The sequence below is a fragment of the Streptomyces sp. PA03-6a genome, from assembly GCF_033792765.1.
In the GTDB taxonomy this organism is placed as follows: Bacteria; Actinomycetota; Actinomycetes; order Streptomycetales; family Streptomycetaceae; genus Actinacidiphila.
The window spans coordinates 1-20,384 of record NZ_JARAVK010000056.1 but is presented as its reverse complement, the minus strand read 5'-3'; the positions used below and the strand labels follow the sequence as shown (position 1 = coordinate 20,384).

19 protein-coding genes are annotated in these 20,384 nt (G+C 73.3%); 12 read left to right on the top strand and 7 right to left on the bottom strand.

What is annotated here, in order from left to right; all coding sequences use genetic code 11:
- Nucleotides 1–71 precede the first annotated feature (71 nt).
- Together PV350_RS16020 and PV350_RS16015 are read left to right on the top strand one after the other, a co-directional pair.
- Nucleotides 72–3,233, top strand: coding sequence for an AAA family ATPase (locus tag PV350_RS16020; protein ID WP_500334431.1), 3,162 nt, complete (start codon nt 72–74; stop codon nt 3,231–3,233).
- An 82-nt stretch (nt 3,234–3,315) separates the two neighbouring features.
- Nucleotides 3,316–3,627, top strand: a complete 312-nt coding sequence (locus PV350_RS16015; protein WP_499513671.1) for a hypothetical protein — start codon at nt 3,316–3,318, stop codon at nt 3,625–3,627.
- 49 nt (nt 3,628–3,676) lie between these two features.
- Here the strand turns inward: PV350_RS16015 and PV350_RS16010 are convergent, their stop codons facing one another.
- Nucleotides 3,677–3,940 carry a hypothetical protein gene (locus PV350_RS16010; RefSeq protein WP_499513670.1) on the bottom strand — a complete coding sequence of 88 codons (264 nt, stop codon included), beginning with the start codon at nt 3,938–3,940 and terminating at the stop codon, nt 3,677–3,679.
- Nucleotides 3,941–3,944: 4 nt separating this feature from the next.
- Nucleotides 3,945–4,817 carry a mycothiol conjugate amidase Mca gene (gene mca / locus PV350_RS16005; RefSeq protein WP_499513669.1) on the bottom strand — a complete coding sequence of 291 codons (873 nt, stop codon included), beginning with the start codon at nt 4,815–4,817 and terminating at the stop codon, nt 3,945–3,947.
- Nucleotides 4,818–4,924: 107 nt separating this feature from the next.
- Between mca and PV350_RS16000 the strand changes: the two genes are divergently transcribed.
- Together PV350_RS16000 and greA are read left to right on the top strand one after the other, a co-directional pair.
- A complete protein-coding gene (locus PV350_RS16000; RefSeq protein ID WP_499513668.1) occupies nt 4,925–5,335 on the top strand; it encodes a DUF4307 domain-containing protein in 411 nt (136 codons plus the stop codon).
- A gap of 179 nt (nt 5,336–5,514) precedes the next feature.
- Nucleotides 5,515–6,012, top strand: coding sequence for a transcription elongation factor GreA (gene greA / locus PV350_RS15995; RefSeq protein WP_499513667.1), 498 nt, complete (start codon nt 5,515–5,517; stop codon nt 6,010–6,012).
- A 73-nt stretch (nt 6,013–6,085) separates the two neighbouring features.
- Here the strand turns inward: greA and PV350_RS15990 are convergent, their stop codons facing one another.
- The 3 genes from PV350_RS15990 to ilvA form a co-directional block, all read right to left on the bottom strand.
- On the bottom strand, nt 6,086–6,943 hold the full coding sequence (locus tag PV350_RS15990) for an ABC transporter permease (protein ID WP_499513666.1): 858 nt from the start codon (nt 6,941–6,943) through the stop codon (nt 6,086–6,088).
- The gene (locus PV350_RS15985) at nt 6,940–7,902 is read right to left on the bottom strand and encodes a DrrA family ABC transporter ATP-binding protein (RefSeq protein ID WP_499513665.1); all 963 of its coding nucleotides are present in this window, start codon (nt 7,900–7,902) and stop codon (nt 6,940–6,942) included. Before PV350_RS15985 ends, PV350_RS15990 begins: the two co-directional genes overlap by 4 nt.
- Nucleotides 7,903–8,112: 210 nt before the next feature.
- Complete coding sequence (gene ilvA, locus PV350_RS15980; protein WP_499516927.1) at nt 8,113–9,273, bottom strand: threonine ammonia-lyase; 1,161 nt, start codon at nt 9,271–9,273, stop codon at nt 8,113–8,115.
- Between the two features lie 232 nt (nt 9,274–9,505).
- Between ilvA and PV350_RS15975 the strand changes: the two genes are divergently transcribed.
- The 3 genes from PV350_RS15975 to PV350_RS15965 are packed head-to-tail and all read left to right on the top strand — an operon-like array spanning nt 9,506 to nt 10,736.
- Nucleotides 9,506–10,000, top strand: coding sequence for a MarR family winged helix-turn-helix transcriptional regulator (locus tag PV350_RS15975; protein ID WP_500326745.1), 495 nt, complete (start codon nt 9,506–9,508; stop codon nt 9,998–10,000).
- Nucleotides 10,001–10,032: 32 nt separating this feature from the next.
- Entirely contained in the window at nt 10,033–10,497 is a 465-nt protein-coding gene (locus PV350_RS15970) for a sigma factor-like helix-turn-helix DNA-binding protein (protein WP_499513663.1), read from the top strand.
- A complete protein-coding gene (locus tag PV350_RS15965; RefSeq protein ID WP_500334427.1) occupies nt 10,494–10,736 on the top strand; it encodes a hypothetical protein in 243 nt (80 codons plus the stop codon). Before PV350_RS15970 ends, PV350_RS15965 begins: the two co-directional genes overlap by 4 nt.
- A gap of 146 nt (nt 10,737–10,882) precedes the next feature.
- Here the strand turns inward: PV350_RS15965 and PV350_RS15960 are convergent, their stop codons facing one another.
- The gene (locus tag PV350_RS15960; RefSeq protein ID WP_450388435.1) at nt 10,883–12,037 is read right to left on the bottom strand and encodes a cystathionine gamma-synthase; all 1,155 of its coding nucleotides are present in this window, start codon (nt 12,035–12,037) and stop codon (nt 10,883–10,885) included.
- 66 nt (nt 12,038–12,103) lie between these two features.
- Here PV350_RS15960 and PV350_RS15955 point away from each other — a divergent pair, with 66 nt between their 5' ends.
- The 3 genes from PV350_RS15955 (at nt 12,104) to PV350_RS15945 (ending at nt 14,961) form a co-directional block, all read left to right on the top strand.
- Nucleotides 12,104–13,144: a hypothetical protein gene (locus PV350_RS15955; protein ID WP_499513661.1), complete on the top strand. Its 1,041-nt coding sequence runs from the start codon at nt 12,104–12,106 to the stop codon at nt 13,142–13,144.
- On the top strand, nt 13,141–13,785 hold the full coding sequence (gene msrA / locus PV350_RS15950) for a peptide-methionine (S)-S-oxide reductase MsrA (RefSeq protein WP_500334425.1): 645 nt from the start codon (nt 13,141–13,143) through the stop codon (nt 13,783–13,785). Before PV350_RS15955 ends, msrA begins: the two co-directional genes overlap by 4 nt.
- A 69-nt stretch (nt 13,786–13,854) precedes the next feature.
- On the top strand, nt 13,855–14,961 hold the full coding sequence (locus tag PV350_RS15945) for a serine hydrolase domain-containing protein (RefSeq protein ID WP_499513659.1): 1,107 nt from the start codon (nt 13,855–13,857) through the stop codon (nt 14,959–14,961).
- An 18-nt stretch (nt 14,962–14,979) separates the two neighbouring features.
- Here the strand turns inward: PV350_RS15945 and PV350_RS15940 are convergent, their stop codons facing one another.
- Nucleotides 14,980–15,990 (bottom strand): LacI family DNA-binding transcriptional regulator, encoded by a 1,011-nt coding sequence (locus PV350_RS15940; RefSeq protein ID WP_499513658.1) that lies wholly within the window; start codon nt 15,988–15,990, stop codon nt 14,980–14,982.
- 291 nt (nt 15,991–16,281) lie between these two features.
- Between PV350_RS15940 and PV350_RS15935 the strand changes: the two genes are divergently transcribed.
- Nucleotides 16,282–19,629 (top strand): S8 family peptidase, encoded by a 3,348-nt coding sequence (locus PV350_RS15935; RefSeq protein WP_500334424.1) that lies wholly within the window; start codon nt 16,282–16,284, stop codon nt 19,627–19,629.
- Nucleotides 19,630–19,771: 142 nt separating this feature from the next.
- Entirely contained in the window at nt 19,772–20,284 is a 513-nt protein-coding gene (locus PV350_RS15930; RefSeq protein WP_499513656.1) for a hypothetical protein, read from the top strand.
- Nucleotides 20,285–20,384 lie beyond the last annotated feature (100 nt).

Genomic DNA, 20,384 nt, shown 5'->3' with positions numbered 1-20,384 from the left:
CGTACGCGGTGTCGCGATGTGACGTGTTCGGCAGGACACTTGGGGACGGGCGGCTACCGAGGGGGCCATGGGTGACGAAGCAGACGCCGCGACGGCAGACGCAACTGAGCACGTCCGACCGGGCCGAGGTGTTACGGCTGCTGGAACGCGCCGTCGCCGGTGAGCCGCAGGGCGGGCGCTCCGGCGAGGCGGAGGAGGCGCTGCGGCAGGCCCGGGCGGCGGCCGACGAGATAGCGGCCGCGGCGGCGGACGAGTACGGGGTGTACACCGCCGCGCTGGCCGCGGAACGCTCGGGCCGCCGGTCGTCGCTGGTCACCCCCGCGCTGGTGACCGCGGTCGCCGCCGTCGCGGCATGCGTGGCGGACCTCGGCTGGGGCACGCCGACCTCCACCGCGCTGGGCGTCGGCGGCGTGGTGGCGGTCGCCGGCGCTGCGGTGACGGCCGCGCTGGCGACGGGCGGTGGCGGCACCCGGCCGCAGGACCTGCGGCAGGCCTGGCTGGAGGCCGTCGAACAGCGCGGTGTACGGCCGTTCCTGGAACGCCGGCGCGCCGCGCCGGCCCCCGCGAAGGTGCCGGCGCAGCGCCGCACCGACCGCAGCGCCGCCGCGCGGGGACGCAGCGTCCTGGAGCAGTCCTTCGCCCAGCTTCCCGCCACCGAGGGGCCGTTCGCCGGCCGCCGGGACCCGCTGCGGCAGATCGCCCAGTGGGTGCACCAGGCGCGGGTCTCCCCGGCCTCGGAGCCCGTCGTGGTCGTCCTGCACGGACAGGCCGGTTCCGGGCGCACCACGCTCGCCGTGCGCGCCGCCCAGCAGCTCAAGGACCAGTTCCGCGGCGCCTGCGTCGTCGACCTGCGCGGCGCCGCGCCCGGGGAGCGCCCGCTGCCCGTACGGGACGCGCTGCTGCACCTGCTCAACCGGCTCGGGGCGCCCCGCGAACAGCTGCTGTTCCGCGAGCGCACCTCCCAGGAGCAGCATCTGCGGCGCCTGGCCGACCAGTACCAGAAGCACCTCACCGACGTGCCCGTCGTCATCGTCCTCGACGACGCCGCCGGACCCGAGCAGATCCGCGCCCTGGTACCGGAGCGCTCCGACAGCCTCGTCCTGGTCACGTCGGCCGAACCGCTCTCCCTCGACGTACCGGCGGCCCGCGTCTACGCCCTGCCGGTCGAACCGCTCGGGGCGGAGGCGTCACGGGAGCTGCTGGCCGGCCTGTCGTCCGGCGCCCTCACGGCGGCGGACGGCGCCGGTGCCACCGACGCCGTACGGCGGCTGTGCGGCGGGCTGCCGCTGGCGCTGCGCATCGCGGGCAGTTCGCTGCCCGACCGGGGCGCGGAGCGGCTGGCGGCCGACCTGGCGGCGTACGGCCCGGTGGGCCCGGTCGACCGGGCGCTGGCCCTGCGCTACCACGACCAGCCCGAGCCGGCCCGCCGGCTGCTGCGGCGGCTGGCGCTCGCCGGGCGGACGAGCCTCGGCGCGGCGGCCGCCGCGGCCCTGCTGGGGGCGGAGGAGCAGGAGGCGGCCCGGCGGCTGGGCGAACTGGCTTCGGCCGGTCTCATCGAGCACGTGCGCGGCAGCCGCTACCGGCTGCACGACCTCGTACGGCGCTTCGCGCACGCGCGCCTGCTGGACGAGGAGGACCCGGCCGAGCGGGCGGCCGCCCAGGAGCGCCTGATCCGCAGCTACGCCGAGCTGGCGGACGCGGTCATCCGGCTCGTGGACGGCCGCACCTCGACCCGCGCCGACCGCTTCGGGCCGCAGGGCTTCCCCTCGCTGGACCAGGCGCTGCGCTGGCTGGACGAGGAGTCGAGTTTCATCACCGCGGCGCTGCGGCACTCCGACGGCGTCGACCAGCGGGTGGTGCAGCACCTGCTCGGCGCGCTGTGCGACTACTGCCTGCTCCGCGGCGACCTGTACCGGCTGGGCGAGATCAGCGAGCTGGCCCAGGCGCACCAGCGGGAGGCCGACCAGTCGGTGCTGGTCCGCTCGGTGCAGTGGCGCACCGGCATCGCCGCGCGGCAGCTCGGCGAGCTGGACAAGGCCCGCTCCACGCTGTCGTCGGTGGTCGACCTGTACTTCGAGGCGCAGCACCCGGCGGGCGCCGCCCGCGCCTTGTGCAGCCTCGGCATCACGCTGCACCAGCAGGGCGGCCTGCGGGAGGCGGAGGCCAAGTTGCGGGAGGCCCTGGAACTGCAGGCCGGCGACGAGCTGCGGGCCGACCGGGCCTGGACGCAGCACGCGCTGGCGGCGGTGCTGCGCGACGCCGGCCGGCTGGCGGAGGCGCACGGGCTGCTGGCCGAGTCGCTGGCCCTGCACCGGGAGAGCGAGAGCGTGCACGGCGAGGCCTGGGCCCACCTGCAGCTGGGGCAGCTGCTGCTGCGGCTCGGCGACGCCGGGCGCGGCGAGAGCGAGCTGCGTGCGGCAGGCGAGTGCTACGCCGCGACCCGCGACCCCCGCGGTGAGGCCTGGACCGTCACCCAGCTCGGCCGTGCGCGCCTGCTGCGCGGGGACGCCGGCGCCGCCCAGCACCTGCTGGGCGACGCCCTGGCCCGCCACCGCGCGAACGAGGACGCCCGCGGCGAGGCGTGGTCGCTGTACTACCTCGGCCAGGCGCTGGAGGAGGGCGGCGAACTGGACGCGGCCCTGCGGGCCCTGGAGCGCGCCCGCACCATGTTCAGCCGGATGCGGGACGTCTACGGGCTGGCCTGCGCCCGCCACCACTCCGGCCGGGTCACCCGTGACCAGCGGGCGGCGCTCACCGGCAACCTGCGCAACAGCGGTTTCGCCCGCCAGCTCCTGCAGGACGCCCGCGCCGACTTCCACCGCGTGGGGGTGCCGCACGGCGAGGGCTGGTCCTGTGTGGAGCTCGCCGTCGTCGACGCAGGCAACGGGCGGGTCCCGGCGGCCCTGGAGCTGGTGCGGGAGGCGGAGCGGCTCTTCGCCGGCATGGACGACAGGCGCGGCCTGGCGTGGGCGCGCTTCCTGCAGTGCACGCTGCTGCCGCTGCTCTCGCGCGAGGGCGCCGCCGAGGCCCGCGGACGGCTCGCCCGGCTGACGGACGACCCGGACGAGGGCCGTGACCTGGACCTGCAGGAGTACGCGGAGGCCTACGCCCTGCTGCTGGAGCGCGGCGTGGAGCCGGGCACGCCGTGGGAGGCCTGGCGGCTGGGCATGGTGCCGTCGCGCGGCGCCCGCATGGTGATGGCCGTGCCGGTGGACCGGGCGGTGGAGGGCTGAGGGCCCGGCCCAGCGTGTCACCCGCTCCGGGACGTCCCACGGGCGACAATCGCGACGGGGACCGACCGCGAGAGGACAAACCATGGACCGGCTGCCCGCTGCGCTCCAGCCCATCCGCGACCGGGAGCAGGCGCTGCCGCGCGAGGCCAGCATCTACCACGAGAGTCCGGTGCGGCACACGATCACCTTCGCCTGGGAGGCGCCGGAGGGCGTCGACGACGGCCTCGCCGTGATCGTCTCCAGCGGCGCCCTCCCCGTACCGGCCGTCGGCGGGCACGCCGCCGTGCACGATCACGACGTGCGGGTGGTCGCGGTGCGGACCTCGTACACCCGCTCCGACGACGAGGGCGTCCCGCTGCTCTTCACACGGGTCACGGTCGCCGCGCCGGAGTGAGCGCGCCGCCGCACCCCCTCCCGTGCCGGGAGGGGGTGTCCGGCGTGGCTCAGCCCTTGCGGCCGGGGCCTTCGGCGCCGGAGGCGGCGGAGGCCTTGGCCGGCTCCGAGGGCTGCCCGGCCTGCTCCGGCTGCTCCTCGAAGTCGATCTTCTTGAACTGCTTGTTCATGTTCTTCATCAGCCACCACAAGGAGAGGCCGATGAGGGCGAAGATGACGAAGCCGATGAGGCCGGGCGTCACCTTGTTCTCGTCCAGGTCCTTGACGGCGAGGGGGACGAGCTGGGCTGCGGCCGTGCCGAATGTCGCGTTCACGCGCTCAATTCTCCCGGATGCCCGCGAAGAGGTCGTCCTCGGGGAGGGAGGTGTCCACCCGGGACTTCGCGAGCTCGTAGTCCTCGGTGGGCCAGACCTCCTTCTGGAGCTCCATCGGGACGTGGAACCAGGCGCCGTCGGGGTCGATCTGGGTGGCGTGGGCGAGCAGCGCCTTGTCCCGGATCTCGAAGAAGTCCGCGCACGGCACGTGCGTGGTGATGTTGCGTTCCGGCCGGTCGGCGGTCTGCCAGCGCTCCAGCCACTCCCCGTACGGGGACTCCAGGCCGCGGGCGAGCAGGGCCTCGTGCAGGGCGACGGTGCGCTGCCGGTTGAAGCCCTGGTTGTAGTAGAGCTTCAGCGGCGTCCACGGCTCGCCGGCCTCGGGGTAGCGCTCGGGGTCGCCCGCGGCATCGAAGGCGACCATCGAGATCTTGTGGGTCATGATGTGGTCGGGGTGCGGGTAGCCGCCGTTCTCGTCGTACGTGGTGATCACGTGCGGGCGGAACTCGCGGATGAGCTTCACCAGGGTGCCCGCGGCCTCGTCCACGTCCTGGAGGGCGAAGCACCCCTCGGGCAGCGGGGGCAGCGGATCGCCCTCGGGGAGCCCGGAGTCGACGTAGCCGAGCCAGGACTGCTGGACGCCGAGGATCTCGCGCGCCTCGTCCATCTCCTTGGCGCGGACCTCGTGGATGTGCTCCTCGATGTAGGTGTCGCCCTGCAGTTTGGGGTTGAGCACGGAACCGCGCTCGCCACCGGTGCAGGTGGCGACCAGGACGTCGACGCCCTCGGAGACGTACCTGGCCATGGTGGCCGCGCCCTTGCTGGACTCGTCGTCGGGGTGTGCGTGCACGGCCATCAGTCGCAGCTGCTCGGTCAAGGTCGGATCCTCAGTCATGGGTCGTAAGTAGCGGCTTCTATAGTGACCGAAGCGAGGGGCTGTTTGATTCCAAGGCGGGATTCCCCGGGCCCCGGGAGGACTGAACGATGAGCGCGGTGCGCGACGGACTGCCCCAGGGACGGTACGGGCGGGAGGCCGGGGCCGACGCGCGTGCGGACCGCAGGCTGCGGCTCGTCGGCTCGGTGCTCGGTGTGGTGCTGCTGCTGTTCGTCGGCTGGATCGGCTGGGACAAGCTCACCGGTACCGAGGTCAGCGCCGAACTGATCAAGTTCCAGGTCGTCTCCGACCAGGAGGTCCAGGTCCACATCGAGGTGCGCAAGGACACAGGGGTCACCGCGGTGTGCACCCTGCGTTCGCTCGCCGAGGACCACGGCGAAGTCGGCCGCAAGGACGTTCGCCTCAATCAGCACACCGGTCGCATCGACACCGTCGTCACCATTCGCACCACCAGTCGCGGCACTACCGCGGAACTGGTCGGCTGCGAGCCCGCCCGATGATCCGACCTGCCCGGTCATTCGCCCCCTGACCTGCGTTTATCGCTTCTTGATGATTTCCCTCTCGCCGATTGTCGGGGGGAATTGTTACGCTCGTGGTTTCGCCCTCCCGCGAAGACGCATCTTTTTGGGTAGGGCGTTCATTTGTAAGCAAGCGAGTTCGAGTACGACGAGGAGCACCTGTGACCCAGACCAGCGAGAACGTCACCTGGCTGACCCAGGAGGCGTACGACCAGCTCAAGGCAGAGCTGGAGCACCTGTCGGGTCCCGCACGCACCGAGATCGTCGCCAAGATCGAGGAAGCCCGTCAGGAAGGCGATCTCAAGGAGAACGCCGGTTACCACGCGGCGCGTGAGGACCAGGGCAAGCTGGAGCTCCGGATCCGCCAGCTGACGCAGCTCCTGCAGCACGCCAAGGTGGGCGAGGCACCGGCGGACAACGGCGTGGTCGCGCCCGGCATGGTCGTGACGATCGCCTTCGACGGCGACCCCGACGACACCCTGACGTTCCTGCTCGGCTCGCGTGAGTACGTCTCCTCCGACCTGGAGACCTACTCGCCGCAGTCCCCGCTCGGCTCGGGCGTGAACGGCAAGAAGATCGGCGAGGACGCGACGTACGAGCTCCCGAACGGCAAGAAGGCCTCGGTGAGGATCATCGAGGCCAAGCCGCACAGCGGCTGACGCCGCGGACGAGCCCCCGGCCGGAAGGCCGGGGGCTCGTCGTGTGCCGCGGGCGTGCGCCTGCGGGCCGGGGTCAGGCGGTCGCCGAGCGGTACTTGCGCACCGCGAGGGTGCGGAAGACCAGGATGATGACGATCGACCACAGCACCGAGGCGAGCGCCGGGTGCTGCATCGGCCAGACGTCCGGGGTCTGGTAGTTCGGCGGCAGGTTGCCGAACAGCTCCCGGCAGGCCAGCACGGTGGCGCTGAACGGGTTCCACTCGGCGATGTGCCGCAGCCAGGGGGTCATCTGGTTGGAGTCCACGAAGGCGTTCGAGATGAACGTCAGCGGGAACAGCCAGATCAGACCGCCGGAGGTGGCCGCCTCCGGGGTACGGACGGACAGGCCGATCAGGGCGCCGATCCACGAGAAGGCGTAGCCGAGCAGGAGCAGCAGGCCGAACGCCGCGAGCGCCTTGGGCAGGCCCTCGTGGACGCGCCAGCCGACGAGCACGGCGACGATGGCGAGCACCACGACGGTCAGGGCGGTCTGCACCAGGTCCGCCAGGGTGCGGCCGGTGAGCACCGCGCCGCGGGCCATGGGCAGCGACCGGAAGCGGTCGATGAGGCCCTTGTGCATGTCGTCGGCGATGCCCGCGCCGGCGCCCGCCGTGGCGAAGGTCACGGTCTGGGCGAAGATGCCGGCCATCAGGAACTCGCGGTAGAGCGCGGGGCTGGTGGAGCCGCCGACGTTCATGGAGCCGCCGAAGACGTAGCTGAACAGCACCACGAACATGATCGGCTGCACGAGGCCGAAGATCACGACCTCGGGGATGCGCAGCATGCGGATCAGGTTGCGCCGGGCGACCACCAGCGAGTCGCGGACGGACTGCACGATCGGGTTGGAGGTGCGCGGCGCGCTGGTGGGGACCGCGTCGGTCACCGTGGTCACTGGGACTCCTCTTCCTTCTCCTCGGCGGCGTGGCCGGTGAGGGACATGAACACGTCGTCGAGCGTGGGCCGGCGCAGACCGATGTCGTCGATCTCGATGCCGCGGGTGTCGAGCTCGCGGATGACCTCGGCGAGCAGCTTGGCGCCGCCCGTGACCGGCACGGTGATCCGCCGGGTGTGGTTGTCCACGGCGGTCTCGCCCTTGCCGAAGCCGTTCAGCACCTCGGTGGCGGTCACCAGGTGCTCGCGGTCGTGGACGACGACCTCGACGCGCTCGCCGCCGGTCCGCGCCTTGAGCTCGTCGGAGGTGCCGCGGGCGATGACCTTGCCGTGGTCGATCACGCAGATGTCGTGGGCGAGGTGGTCGGCCTCCTCCAGGTACTGCGTGGTGAGCAGCAGCGTGGTGCCGCCGGCGACCAGGTCCTGGATGACCTCCCACAGCGCGAGGCGGTTGCGGGGGTCGAGGCCGGTGGTCGGCTCGTCCATGAACATCACCGGCGGCCTGACGACCAGCGCGGCCGCCAGGTCGAGCCGGCGCCGCATGCCGCCGGAGTAGGTCTTGGCCGTACGGTCGGCCGCCTCGGCGAGGTTGAAGCGCTCGAGCAGCTCCGCCGCACGTGCCTTCGCGTCCCGGGCGCTCATCTGGTAGAGCTGGCCGACCATCTGCAGGTTCTCGCGGCCGGTGAGGTACTCGTCGACCGCCGCGAACTGACCGGACAGGCCGATCTGCCGGCGCACCTCGTTGGGGTGCTTCAGCACGTCTATGCCGGCCACGACGGCCTTGCCGCTGTCGGGCTGCAGCAGGGTGGTCAGGACGCGTACGGCGGTCGTCTTCCCGGCCCCGTTGGGGCCGAGGAGGCCCAGGACGGTCCCCTCAGGGACGTCGAGGTCCACTCCGTCCAGTGCCCGTACGTCACCGAAGGTCTTCACCAGACCTTCGGCATGGATGGCGCCTGGCATGCGATGTCTCCGATTCGGGGCTTGGGGTGCATGGGGACTGTGGAGGCACGCGGCCGCACGGCAGCGCACCACGATGTGTCGCGAGCATCCCAGACGCGATATATCGCGTCAAGCGGATTTATCCGTGCTCCGCCCGCACGCGCCGTCCCGCGTCCACGACACCCTGACTCCACCATGCCCCACGCCACTGACAATCCGGACCGAACGGCTTCAGAGCAGCACGTACCCGGCCGTCCGCAGGGCCGCCGCCACGGCGGCCCGGTGCTCGGGGCCGCGGGTCTCCAGCTGCAGCTCGACCTCCGCCTCGGTCAGCCCCAACCGAGGATCCGTGCGCACGTGCGCGATGTCCAGCACGTTTGCGTCACTCGCCGAAAGGATCTCCAGCAGCGCCGCCAGCGCTCCCGGCCGGTCCGTGAGCCGCAGCCGGAAGGACATGTAGCGCCCCGCGGCCGCCATGCCGTGCCGCAGGGTGCGCTCCATCAGCAGCGGGTCGACGTTGCCGCCGGACAGCACGGCGACGACCGGCCCGTCGAAGGCCTCCGGCCGCGACAGCAGGGCCGCCACCGGGCTCGCCCCGGCCGGCTCGACCACCAGCTTCGCCCGCTCCAGGCACAGCAGCAGCGCACTGGACAGCTCGTCCTCGGTGACCGTGCACACCTCGTCCACCAGGTCCCGGACGATGGCGAACGGCACCTCTCCCGGGCAGCCCACCTTGATCCCGTCCGCCATGGTCGCCACCGCGTCCAGCGCCACCGGCCGCCCCGCCGCCAGCGACGGCGGATAGGCGGCCGCGCCCGCCGCCTGCACGCCGACGACCCGCACCTCGGGACGCACCGCCTTCACCGCCACCGCCACACCGGCCGCGAGCCCGCCGCCGCCCATCCCCACGACGATCGTGCGCACCTCCGGGCACTGGTCGAGGATCTCCAGGCCCACCGTGCCCTGCCCGGCGACGATGTCCGGGTGGTCGAAGGGATGGATGAAGACCGCGCCCGTCTCCTGCGCGTACTCCTGGGCGGCGCGCAGCGTCTCGTCCACCACGTGCCCGTGCAACCGCACCTCCGCCCCGTAGTCGCGGGTCGCCGCGACCTTCGGCAGCGGGGCGCCGGACGGCATGAAGACGGTGGAGCGCACCCCGAGCAGCGACGCGGCCAGCGCCACGCCCTGCGCGTGGTTGCCGGCGCTCGCCGCGACCACGCCCGCCGCACGCTCCTCCGGCCGCAGACCGGCGATCCTCACATAGGCGCCGCGCACCTTGAAGGAGCCCGTGCGCTGCAGGTTCTCGCACTTCAGGTGCACCGGGGCGGCCACCAGACGGGACAGGTACCGGCTGCCCTCCATGGGGGTCACGCGGGCCACGCCCGACAGCATCTTGTGCGCGCCGCGCACATCGTCGATGGTGACCGGAGACGGCCGCGCGGCCACCACCGCGCGACTGGTGCGACGTGCCGGACGTGCGGGGCTTTCCATGGTCCCCAGTCTTGCAGCAGCGGCCACCGCCCGGACGGACCGAGCAGTTTTCCGCGGCGGGGTCCCGGGGTGACGCTCTCCGCGTACTCTTCTCCCAACCTTCGCAGGACCGACAGAACGCGAGCTTCCGGCCATGCCCATTCCCCCCTCGGAGATCACGACCGACCTCCTGGAGCGCCTGCAGCACGAGGTGGCGCTCTTCGCCCGCCGCGCGGAACAGACGCGCCTCGGTGGCGTCGGCAAGGCCCGCAACTCCATGGACCGGGCCGCGTACCTGCTGCTCCACCGCCTCGACAACGAGGGCCCGATGGGCGTGAAGGCGCTCGCGGAGGGCATGGGCATCGACTCCTCCACCGTCACGCGCCAGGTCGCCCCGCTCGTGGACAGCGGACTGGTCAAGCGCACCTCCCACCCCGAGGACGGACGGGCGGTCGTGCTCGCGCTCTCCCCCCGCGGACGTTCCCGCCTGGAGGAGGTCCGCAGCTCGCGGCAGCAGCTCATGGCGGTCGTGACGGAGGACTGGACGCCGCAGGAGCGCGAGTCCTTCACCGACCTCCTCGGCCGGTTCAACGGCGCGCTCGCGCAGTACCACTCCTCCGTCACGCAAGGGGACGAGCAGAACTCTTGACCTGAGGTCGTCGTCTGCCGTCCCATGTCGCTGTGGGAGAGCGCCGGGAGGCAGCGGAGCGCCTGCGCGAGGCCGAGTTCGAGGCGTTCGCGGCGGGCGCGGCAGGGCGGTTGCTGCACGTCGCCGTCCTGCTCACGGGGGACCGGGCGGAAGGGACCGAGCTGCTGTGCGCCGCCCTGGCGCGCAGCTACGCCGACTGGTTCCGGATGCGCGGCGAGGACCCGTACGCCTGCACCCGCGCCGAGATCGTCCGCCGCTTCGCCCACCGGCCCTGGTGGCGCCGTCCGCGCGGCGGGGTGCTCGGGCCGCTCGACGTGCGGGAGCGGCTGGTGATCGTGCTGCGGCTGTACGAGGGCATCGCCGAGGAACAGGCCGCCGCGCAGCTCGGCATGCCGTCGGAACGGGTGCGGGCGATCACCCTGCGGGCCAGCGCGGCCCTGCGCAGCCGGCCCGCCCGCGGCGGGGCGGCGGCCCGGGTGCGGGAGGTCGCGTCGTGAGCCCGTACGACCGCAAGCAGGAAGAGGTCCGCCGGCTGCTCGACGGGCCTCACCCCCCGGTGCCGGTGGACCTCGCCCCGCGCGCCGCCGAGCGCGGCCGCCGCGTCCTGGCCCGCCGCCGCGTGCTGCACGCCGTCCTGTGGACGCTGCTCGTCGTGGCGGTCGTCGTCGCGCTCGTCCTCGCGGTGCTGTGGTGGCCGGCGGCGGAGCCGCTCGACACGACGCCCGGCGACTGGTGACCGGCTCCGCCGGATGGCCGGGGGTGCCCCGTGCGGCCCGTCGTCGTGTGCGCCTCCGTTGCGCCGGCGGCGGGCGTCCCCCACCCTCCCGCGGGGGGAGAAACCCCAACCGCAACCACAACCGCGCCGCACCCGGCAACGGGGCGCTACGCGCCCAGGGCCTGGCGGAGGTCTTCGAGGAGGTCGTCGACGGACTCGATGCCCACCGAGAGCCGCACCAGGTCCGCCGGGACCTCCAGCGCGGAGCCCGCGACCGAGGCGTGCGTCATCCGGCCCGGGTGCTCGATGAGGGACTCGACGCCGCCCAGGGACTCGCCCAGCGTGAACAACCGCGCCCGGTTGCACACCTCGACGGCCGCCTCCTCGCCGCCCGCGACGCGGAAGGAGACCATCCCGCCGAACCGCTTCATCTGCTTGGCCGCGACGTCGTGCCCCGCGTGCTCGGGCAGCCCGGGGTAGAAGACCTGGGTGACCTTCGGGTGCAGCGAGAGCAGTTCCGCGACCCGGGCCGCGTTCTCGCTGTGCCGGTCCATGCGCACCGCGAGCGTCTTGATGCCCCGCATCACCAGCCACGCGTCGAAGGGGCCGGCGACGGCGCCCATCGCGTTCTGGTGGTAGGCCAGTTCCTCGCCGAGCCCCGCGTCGGCCGCGACCAGCGCGCCGCCGACCACGTCCGAGTGCCCGCCCATGTACTTGGTGGTGGAGTGCACGACCACGTCGGCGCCGAGCGCCAGCGGCTGCTGCAGGTAGGGGCTGGCGAAGGTGTTGTCGACGACGAGCCGGGCGTCCGCGCCGCGCGCGATGTCCGCCAGCGCCGCGATGTCGGTGATCCCGAGCAGCGGATTGCTGGGCGTCTCCACCCAGATCACCTTGGTCTCCGGCCGGAGCGCGGCCCGGACCGCCGCCGGGTCGGAGGTGTCGGCGACCGACCACTGCACGCCCCAGCGCTCGACGACCTTGGCGAAGAGCCGGAAGGTGCCGCCGTACGCGTCGTTGGGGATGACCACGTGGTCGCCGGGCTTCAGGACCGTGCGCAGCAGGCAGTCCTCGGCGGCCAGGCCGGACGCGAACGCCAGGCCGCGGCGGCCGCCCTCGAGCGCCGCGAGGTTCTCCTCCAGCGCGGTGCGCGTGGGGTTGGCGGACCGGCTGTACTCGTAGCCGCCGCGCAGGCCCCCGACCCCGTCCTGCTTGTACGTGGAGACCTGGTAGATCGGCGTGACCACGGCCCCGGTCTGGGCGTCGGCCGGCTGACCCGCGTGGATCGCGAGGGTCTCGAAGTTCTGGTGCTGCTGCTCGCTCATACCGCCGAGCGTAGTGCGAGCCGCGGGCCGGGACGTGCCGGCCGGGCCCGCGTAGGCTTGCTCATCATGGAATTCCTGTGGGTGCTGTACGGCGTTCTGCTGATCTCGGCGATCGTGCTGGTGCCCCGCATGCTGCGCGGCCGCGGCGTGCGGGCCGTGGCCGCGGTCGATCCCGCCCGGTACGGCTTCGTGCCCCGGGAGGAGATCGACATCCGGCTGCCGGGTCCGGACGACGAGCTGACGCAGGCGCTGACCGTGACCCAGCGCACCCAGGACTGGCGCGCGGTCGCCGCCCTCCTCAAGGGCACCCCGGCCGCGGGCGAGCTGCGCTGGCAGCGGGTCCAGACCCTGGCCGGCGCCGCGGCGGTCGAGCTGACGCAGTCCCCCGGCACGGGCGCGGCGTGGCTGCGCACCTGGCGGGTCGAGGACCCTAAGGACGCCGGCGGGGCGGCCGTCCACGCGGCGTTCCTGGTGCAGCGGGCCCGGCGTGAGCCGGCCGGGTCCCCGGACGTGCCGATGATCCTGGAGGAGGCCCGCACGGTCGCCGACGAGGCCGCGCTGCTCGCGCCGGGCGACCCCGTCCCGTACGTCGTCGCGCTCGCCGCGGACGCGGACTTCGCCACGGTCTGGGAGAAGGTCGCCTCCCGCGCCCCGCACCACATGGGCGCCCACCTGGCCGCCCTCGCCCGCCTCCCGGAGGACGCCGCACGCGACTTCGCCGAGCGGGCCGCCTCCTCCGCGCCCGAGGGCAGCCTGCTGCCGGCCCTGCCCCTCTTCGAGGTCTTCGCGCACCTGCCGGACGTCATCCTCGTCCGCAGCTTCTACGAGAGCGAGGTCGTCTCCCGTGCCATCGGCGGCGCGCTCTACGCCACCGAGCACGCCTCCCCCTCCGACCCGGTGCTGCCCGTGGTGCGGCACCTGCTGGCGGCCTTCCTGCTGCGCGCGGAGCGCTTCGCCGAGGCGGTCGAGCAGTTCCGCGCCGTCGACGGCTACGCGGGCGCGGCCCCCTGGGCCTACGAGGCCGACCCGGCCGCGGCGTACGCCGCCGGCCGGGCGCAGGCGCTCGCGGGGCTGGAGTGGAACTCCGAGCGCGGGCGCACCCGTTGACGCCGCGCCTGCCCTCCCGTGAGGAGGCGATACCGGGCCGTCCCGCCCCGCTCCACACGGTGCCCGACCGCCACACCGTGCTCGGCAAGCCCCTCACCGGCCCCTACCCGGCCGACCTGGAGGTCGCCGACTTCGCGCTGGGCTGCTTCTGGGGCGCCGAGCGCGTCTTCTGGCGGACACCCGGCGTGTGGACGACGCTCGTCGGCTACGCGGGCGGGTACACGGAGAACCCGACGTACGAGGAGGTCTGCAGCGGCCTCACCGGCCACGCCGAGGTCGTGCGGGTCGTCTTCGACCCGGCGCTGCTCACGTACGGGGAGCTGCTGAAGGTGTTCTGGGAGGCCCACGACCCCACCCAGGGCCACCGCCAGGGCAACGACGTCGGCACCCAGTACCGCTCCGCGGTGTACACCCACTCCCCCGGGCAGCTCGCGACGGCCCTCGCCTCCCGCGAGGCCTACCAGTCCGCCCTGCGCGCCAAGGGGCACGGCACCATCACTACGGCGGTCGTCCCCGCGGGCCCCTTCCACGCCGCCGAGCCGTACCACCAGCAGTACCTGGACAAGAACCCCGGCGGCTACTGCGGCATCGAGGGGACGGGGGTCTCCTGCCCGGTCGGCATCGCGAAGGCCGGTGGCTGAGCCCCTCCCGCCGGTCCCGGCCGGGAAATTCGATTGCCTGCGCCCGGCCGGTACGCGCTAATACGGCGCATGGCCGATATCCAGGGCACGTACGACGACCTGTTCACCGCGGTGCCGGGCGCGCTGGCCGGATTGCTGGACGACGGGGACGCGGGGGGCTCCGTCGCGGTCTTCGTGGACGGCGAGCCGGTGGTGGACGTCTGGGGCGGGTTCGCCGACGCGGGCCGCACGGTCCCGTGGCAGCGGGACACGATCACCAACGTCTGGTCCGTCACCAAGACGATGACGGCACTGTGCGCGCTGGTCCTGGCCGACCGCGGCGCGCTCGATCCGGACGCGCCGGTCGCCCGGTACTGGCCGGAGTTCGCCGCGGCGGGCAAGGAGAAGGTGCTGGTGCGGCACCTGCTCGCGCACACCGCGGGCCTGCCCGACTGGGACGGGCCGATCGACGGGCTCTACGACTGGCCGTCCGCCACCGCGCGACTGGCGGCGCTGGCGCCGCAGTGGGAACCGGGCAGCGCGGCCGGGTACCACTCGCTCACCCAGGGGTACCTGGTGGGCGAGGTCGTACGCCGGATCACCGGCCGGAGCGTGGGCGGCTTCTTCGCACAGGAGGTGGCCGGACCGCTGGGCGCCGACTTCCACATCGGACTGCCCGCCGAGCACGACCCCCGCGTGGCGCCCGCCGTCCCGCCGCCGTCCCGGGACGAGGACTACGCCGCGAGCGCGCCCGGCGGCAGCGCGTCGCCCGGCTCCGGCACCGCGGTGCGGCTCCGTGACGGGAACGGCGTGGCGTGGCGTCGCGCGCAGATCCCGGCGGCGAGCGGCTTCGGCAACGCCCGCTCGGTCGCCCTCGTGCAGTCGGTGCTGGCCTGCGGCGGAACGGTGCGCGGGGTGCGGCTGCTGTCGCCGGCGGGCTGCGACCGTGCGCGGGAGGAGCAGTTCAGCGGAGAGGACCGCCGCCTGGGCATGCCGGTCCGCTGGGGGCTGGGCTACGGGCTGTTCGGCAACAGCTTCGGGTGGGGCGGTTGGGGTGGCTCGCTCGTGATGATCGACCCCGAGGCCCGTATGACGGTGGCGTACGTGCCCAACCAGATGCGCGAACCCGCGGACGACACCCGCGGGATGGAACTCGTCATGGCCGCCTACGACGGGCTCCAGGGGCTGCGGGCCTGAGCGCCCGCCCCGCGGTCGTCAGGCGGACGGCGCCGGGCCGCTGCTCGCGCGCACGGTGAGTTCGGGGCCGAGCAGGCGGACCTCCTCCGTCGGGCTGCCGCCCAGCTTGGCGATGACGAGTTCGACCGCGTGCCGGCCCATCTGCTGCGCGGGGATGGCGACCGAGGTGAGCTGGGGGGCGGCCTGCGTGGCCACCTGGTCGGGGCAGACGGCGACGACGGAGACGTCCTCGGGCACGGCGCGGCCCTGCTGGCGCAGGAGCGCGAGGAGGGGGGCGATGGCGGACTCGTTCTGGACGACGAGCGCGGTGGTGTCCGGCCGTTCCTCGAAGATGCGGGAGAGGGTGCCCGCGGTGGACTCGTAACTGCCTTCGCAGGGGCGGTGGATGAGCCGGAGCCCGCGTGCGGCGGCGCGGGAGCGCAGGCCCTGCAGGGTGCGCTCGGCGAAGCCCGTGTGGCGCCGGTAGACCGCCGCGGCCTCGCCGACGACGGCGACCGAGCGGTGGCCGAGGTCGGCGAGGTGGTCGGCGCAGAGCGCGCCGGTGGCGGCGAAGTCGAGGTCGACGCAGGTGAGTCCGGCGGTGTCGGCGGGCAGGCCGATGAGCACGCCGGGACGGTTCCCGGCCCGCAGCAGCGGGATGCGCTCGTCCTCCAGCTCGACGTCCATGAGGATCATCGCGTCCGCGAGTCCGCTGGCCGCGACCCGCCGGACCGCGGTGGGGCCCTCCTCGCCGGTGAGCAGGAGTACGTCGTGGCCGTGCTGACGGGCCGTCGTGGCGACGGCTATCGCGATCTCCATCATGACGGGGACGTACATGTCTGTACGGAGCGGCACCATCAGGGCGATGATGTTCGAGCGGCTGCTGGCCAGCGCCCGCGCGCCCGCGTGCGGGTGGTAGCCGAGTTCCTGGATGCTCCGCTCGACCCGGCGGCGCGTGCCCTCGGAGATCGACCGCTTGCCGCTCAGGACGTACGAGACGGTGCTGGCGGAGACTCCGGCGTGGCGGGCTACCTCAGCGAGTGTGGCCATGTCGTTCTCCGTCCCCCCGGGAAGTGTCGAAACCTTTCGAAGCGCTTCGACTCAGACGCTACCGGGGACCCGACATCCCTGTCCAGACAGGTGTCGAAGCGCTTCGACAACACTGAGGCCGGATCCGGCAATCCGTTCACGAAGTGACTCTTGAGATGTCCGCGACAGACGGTACATACTGCGTCGGCAAGGCGGGGGCTTCGCCGGGGGGAACGCCGTGGGGGAACATCGCGTGCGCGCGCCCGGGGACGAGCGCTCCCGCGTGTCATGACGCAGACACAAGGGGATACGTTGCACCGACGATGGAAAAAGGCGCGCGCGGCAGCGCTCGCAACGGGGGTCGCGGCGGCACTGACCGCCGGCACCGTCGCACCGGCCTCGGCGGCCGGGCCGGCGGCCACGGGGCCGGCCGGCTCCGCGTCCGCCACGGCGGTCAAGGACCGCGTGTGGATCACGCTGATCACCGGCGACCGGGTCGCCGTGGACTCGCAGGGCAGGCCCGTCGCCCTGAAACGCGCCAAGGGGCGCGAGGACGTACCGGTGCAGATACGCCGGCAGCACGGGCACGTCTACGTCGTCCCGCAGGACGCGGTGCAGCTGATCGCGAAGGGCCGGGTCGACCGCCGGCTCTTCGACGTGACCACGCTGAGCCGGGCCGAGTACCGCAAGGCGGCCCAGCGCCGCGGCATCGGACTGATCGTCACCTACCGGGGCAGCCGCCCCGAGGCGCGGGCCGAACTGCACCGGGCCGAGGGCGCCGAGGTGACCCACACCTTCACGGCGCTGGGCGGCGAGTCCGTCACCGCGCCCGAGGACGCCGCGGCCGGAGTCTGGACGGCGCTGACCGACGCCGCGCCGGGCTCCCCGTACGCCACCGCCGAGTCCGGCCTGCGCACGGTCTGGCTGAACGCGATCCAGAAGGCCGCGGCCGAACCGAGCTGGAACACCCGGCAGATCCACGCGCCGGAGGCCTGGAACGCGGGATACGACGGAACCGGCGTCACGATCGCGGTGCTGGACACCGGCGTCGACAAGAGCCACCCGGACCTGACCAGCCGGGTCGTCGCCGAGAAGAACTTCTCCACCGCCGACAACCTGCTCGACCACTTCGGCCACGGCACCCACGTCGCCTCCATCGCCGCCGGCACCGGCGAGAAGTCGGCCGGTGCCTACAAGGGCGTGGCGTCGGGCGCGCGGATCATCAGCGGCAAGGTGCTGGACGACGACGGCTTCGGGGACGACGCCGGGATCATCGCGGGCCTGGAGTGGGCCGCCGCCTCCGGGGCCAAGGTGGCCAACCTGAGCCTCGGCGGGGGCGACACCCCGGGGGTCGACCCGATCGAGGAGACGGTCAACCGCCTGTCCGCGGACACCGGCACGCTGTTCGTCATCGCCGCGGGCAACGAGGGCGACGGCGCCTCGACCGTCGGCTCCCCCGGCAGCGCGGACGCCGCGCTGACCGTCGGCGCGGTCGACCAGGACTCCAAGCTCGCCGGCTTCTCCTCGCGCGGCCCGCGCGTGGGCGACGGCGCGGTCAAGCCCGACGTCACCGCCCCCGGCGTGGACATCACCGCGGCCGCGGCCAAGGGCAGTGTCATCGACACCGACCCCGAGGTCCCGCACACCGAGGACCGGAGCTACCTGACCATCTCCGGTACCTCGATGGCCACCCCGCACGTGGCGGGCGCCGCGGCGATCCTCGCGCAGGAGCACCCGGACTGGACGGGCCGGCAGATCAAGGCCGCGCTCACCGGCTCCACGACGGACGGCGGCTACACCGCCTTCCAGCAGGGTTCCGGCCAGATCGACCTGGCCCGGGCGATCCACCAGGAGGTGGTCGCCGACCCGGTCTCGCTGAGCTTCGGCGTCGCCCGCTGGCCGCACGCCGACGACGTGCAGCAGTCCAGGACGATCACCTACCGCAACTCCGGTGGCACCAGCGTCACCTTGGACCTGTCGGTCACCGGCAAGGACCCCGACGGCGCCGCGGCGCCGGCCGGGTTCTTCACCCTCGACAAGCAGCAGGTGACCGTGCCGGCCGGCGGCACCGCGGAGGCGACGCTGACCGCCGACACCACCCTCGGCACCGCCGACGGCGCCTACAGCGCGGCCGTGGTGGCGGGCGACGGCACGCGGTCGGTGCGCACCGCCGCGGGCGTGGTGCGCGAGGCCGAGTCGTACGACCTGCGGATCACCAACCTGGACCGCGACGGACGGCCGGCGGTGGCCTACGACACGCTCGTCGTAGGACTGGACGGCGACGCGTTCGAGGAGGTCACCAACGACAGCGGCAGCACGGCGCTGCGCCTGCCCAAGGGCAGCTACGCCGTGGACAGCCTCATCGTGAAGCTCGCGGCCGACGGCCGGACGTTCAAGAGCGCGAACTGGGTGAGCCGCCCGCTGGTCGAGCTCACCGGGGACACCGAGGTGACGCTCGACGCGAGCAAGGCCAAGCCGTTCGCGTTCACGCTGCCGGACCGGGCCGTACGGCAGTCGGACCTGATGGTCGGCTACAACCTGAACCACGGCGCCGCCGGCACCGGCCTCAGCTTCAACACCGGCACGCTGCGGGACTTCCGCACCGCGCACTCCGGTCCCGCGCTGACCGCCGCCGAGTACCAGGCGACCGTCGCCGGCCTGTTCGAGCACGGCTCGAAGGTCTACACGGTGGCGTACGGCCGCACGAAGTCGTTCTACACGGGCTACACCAAGACCGTGCGGAGCACCGACCTGGCGAAGATCACCACCACCGGCGGCTCCTCGGTGAAGCGCAAGCTCGGCGCGGTCTTCACCACCCCGTTCGTGAACGCGGCCATGGTGACGCCGAGCGGCTTCCTCACCGGGCTGCCGTTCACCAGGACCGTGTACGTCAACGGCTCCGGCGTCAGGTGGGCCCAGGACTTCCTGCAGACCGACTCCTCCGGCGAGGTCCCCGAGGGCTACTACGAGGCCCCGGCCCGGTCCTTCACCAAGGGCAGGAGCTACAGCCGCAGCTTCAACGTCGGCGTCTTCGGGCCGAAGCTGGACAAGTACTCCGGCATCGTGCGCTCCGGTGACGAGATCTGGGGCACCGTCGGCCTGTTCACCGACGGCCAGGGCCACAGCGGCTTCGCGTCGTACGACAAGGCCACCACGACCCTCTACCGCAACGGGACGAAGGTCGGGAGCCACGACGTCGCGCTCGACGACGGCGCCTCCTTCACCGTCGACGGCCGCAAGGCCGGTTACCGGCTGACCACCTCGGTGACCCGCGCCACGACCGCGGCGGTCAGCACCCGCGTCACCGCGTCCTGGACGTTCTCCTCCCAGCACGTCGGCGGCGACGTCCCGGCCACGCTGCCGGTCTCCGTGGTGCGCTTCACCCCGTCCCTGTCCGCCACGAGCACCTCCAAGGCGAAGGCCACGGTCAAGGTGCCGGTGACGGTCCAGGGTGCGGCCGCGGGCCGCAACCTGAAGTCGCTGAAGGTGTACGTCTCCACCGACGGCGGGGCGCACTGGTCGAAGCTGACGGTCAAGGGCGGCAAGGTGACGCTGAAGAACCCCAAGGCGGGCAAGGGCGTCTCCTTCAAGGCCCTGGTCAGCGACAAGAAGGGCAACACCCTGTCCCAGGTGATCTACAACGCGTACCTCGCGAAGTAGCAGGACCAGGCGGGTATCAGGGCGGCCCGCGCGGAACGGAGCTCCGTTCCGCGCGGGTCGCCCGCCTGCGCACGCTGCCGGCCGGCGCTCGGCGCGACCGGCCGGCTCCCCACGCCCGGGAGGGCGGGATAGGAAGCGGACCATGAATGCCACGCTCGGTGCGATGATCACCGCCGTCGTCGGGGTGCTCGGCACCCTGTTCGCGCCCGTGCTCGCCCAGCGGGGCACCGACCGGCGCCGCCTGGCGGAGGCAGCCGAGGCGGAACGGCTGCGCCGGTTCGAGGAACGGCGGGCGGCGTACACGGCGGTGAACCGGGCCTCGCGGCAGTTCCACACGCTGCTGAAGGACGCCCTGCACCGGATCAGGGACGGCGTCTACGCCGCCGAGGAGCGGGACCAGGTCGAGGAGTCCCGGCGGGAGTACCGGGACCGGTACGCCGAGGCGCAGATGATCGTCCCGGAGCGCGTCCTGGAGGCCTCGCGGGACGTCAACCGCGTCCTGGCGGCGGCGGACGCCGCGGCCAAGCGGCTCGACCGCGGCCTCGCCCGGGACGGCGAGAGCCCGCAGGGCGCGCTGGAGGACCTGAAGGACGCCGAACCGCTGCTGCGGACGCTGCAGCGGTTGATGCGCGAGGACCTGGGCGTCACGGACTGACACGCCGCTCGGCCCCCGGCGACGGGCGCCGGGGGCCGAGCGGCGTGTCAGTCCGTGACGCCCCATTCCTTCCCCCACAACCTTTCTCCTACTCCCATTC

Bases quoted from the DNA above. Each gene is read 5' to 3' on its own strand.
- PV350_RS15975 (WP_500326745.1), top strand. From the start codon at position 9,506: ATGCCCATTCCCCCCTCGGAGATCACGACCGACCTCCTGGAGCGCCTG.
- PV350_RS15945 (WP_499513659.1), top strand. From the start codon at position 13,855: ATGGCCGATATCCAGGGCACGTACGACGACCTGTTCACCGCGGTGCCG.
- PV350_RS15960 (WP_450388435.1), bottom strand. From the start codon at position 12,037: ATGAGCGAGCAGCAGCACCAGAACTTCGAGACCCTCGCGATCCACGCG.
- PV350_RS15985 (WP_499513665.1), bottom strand. From the start codon at position 7,902: ATGCCAGGCGCCATCCATGCCGAAGGTCTGGTGAAGACCTTCGGTGAC.
- PV350_RS15940 (WP_499513658.1), bottom strand. From the start codon at position 15,990: ATGGCCACACTCGCTGAGGTAGCCCGCCACGCCGGAGTCTCCGCCAGC.
- PV350_RS16000 (WP_499513668.1), top strand. From the start codon at position 4,925: ATGAGCGCGGTGCGCGACGGACTGCCCCAGGGACGGTACGGGCGGGAG.
- PV350_RS16015 (WP_499513671.1), top strand. From the start codon at position 3,316: ATGGACCGGCTGCCCGCTGCGCTCCAGCCCATCCGCGACCGGGAGCAG.
- PV350_RS15930 (WP_499513656.1), top strand. From the start codon at position 19,772: ATGAATGCCACGCTCGGTGCGATGATCACCGCCGTCGTCGGGGTGCTC.
- ilvA (WP_499516927.1), bottom strand. From the start codon at position 9,273: ATGCTGTCGGGCGTGGCCCGCGTGACCCCCATGGAGGGCAGCCGGTAC.
- PV350_RS15955 (WP_499513661.1), top strand. From the start codon at position 12,104: ATGGAATTCCTGTGGGTGCTGTACGGCGTTCTGCTGATCTCGGCGATC.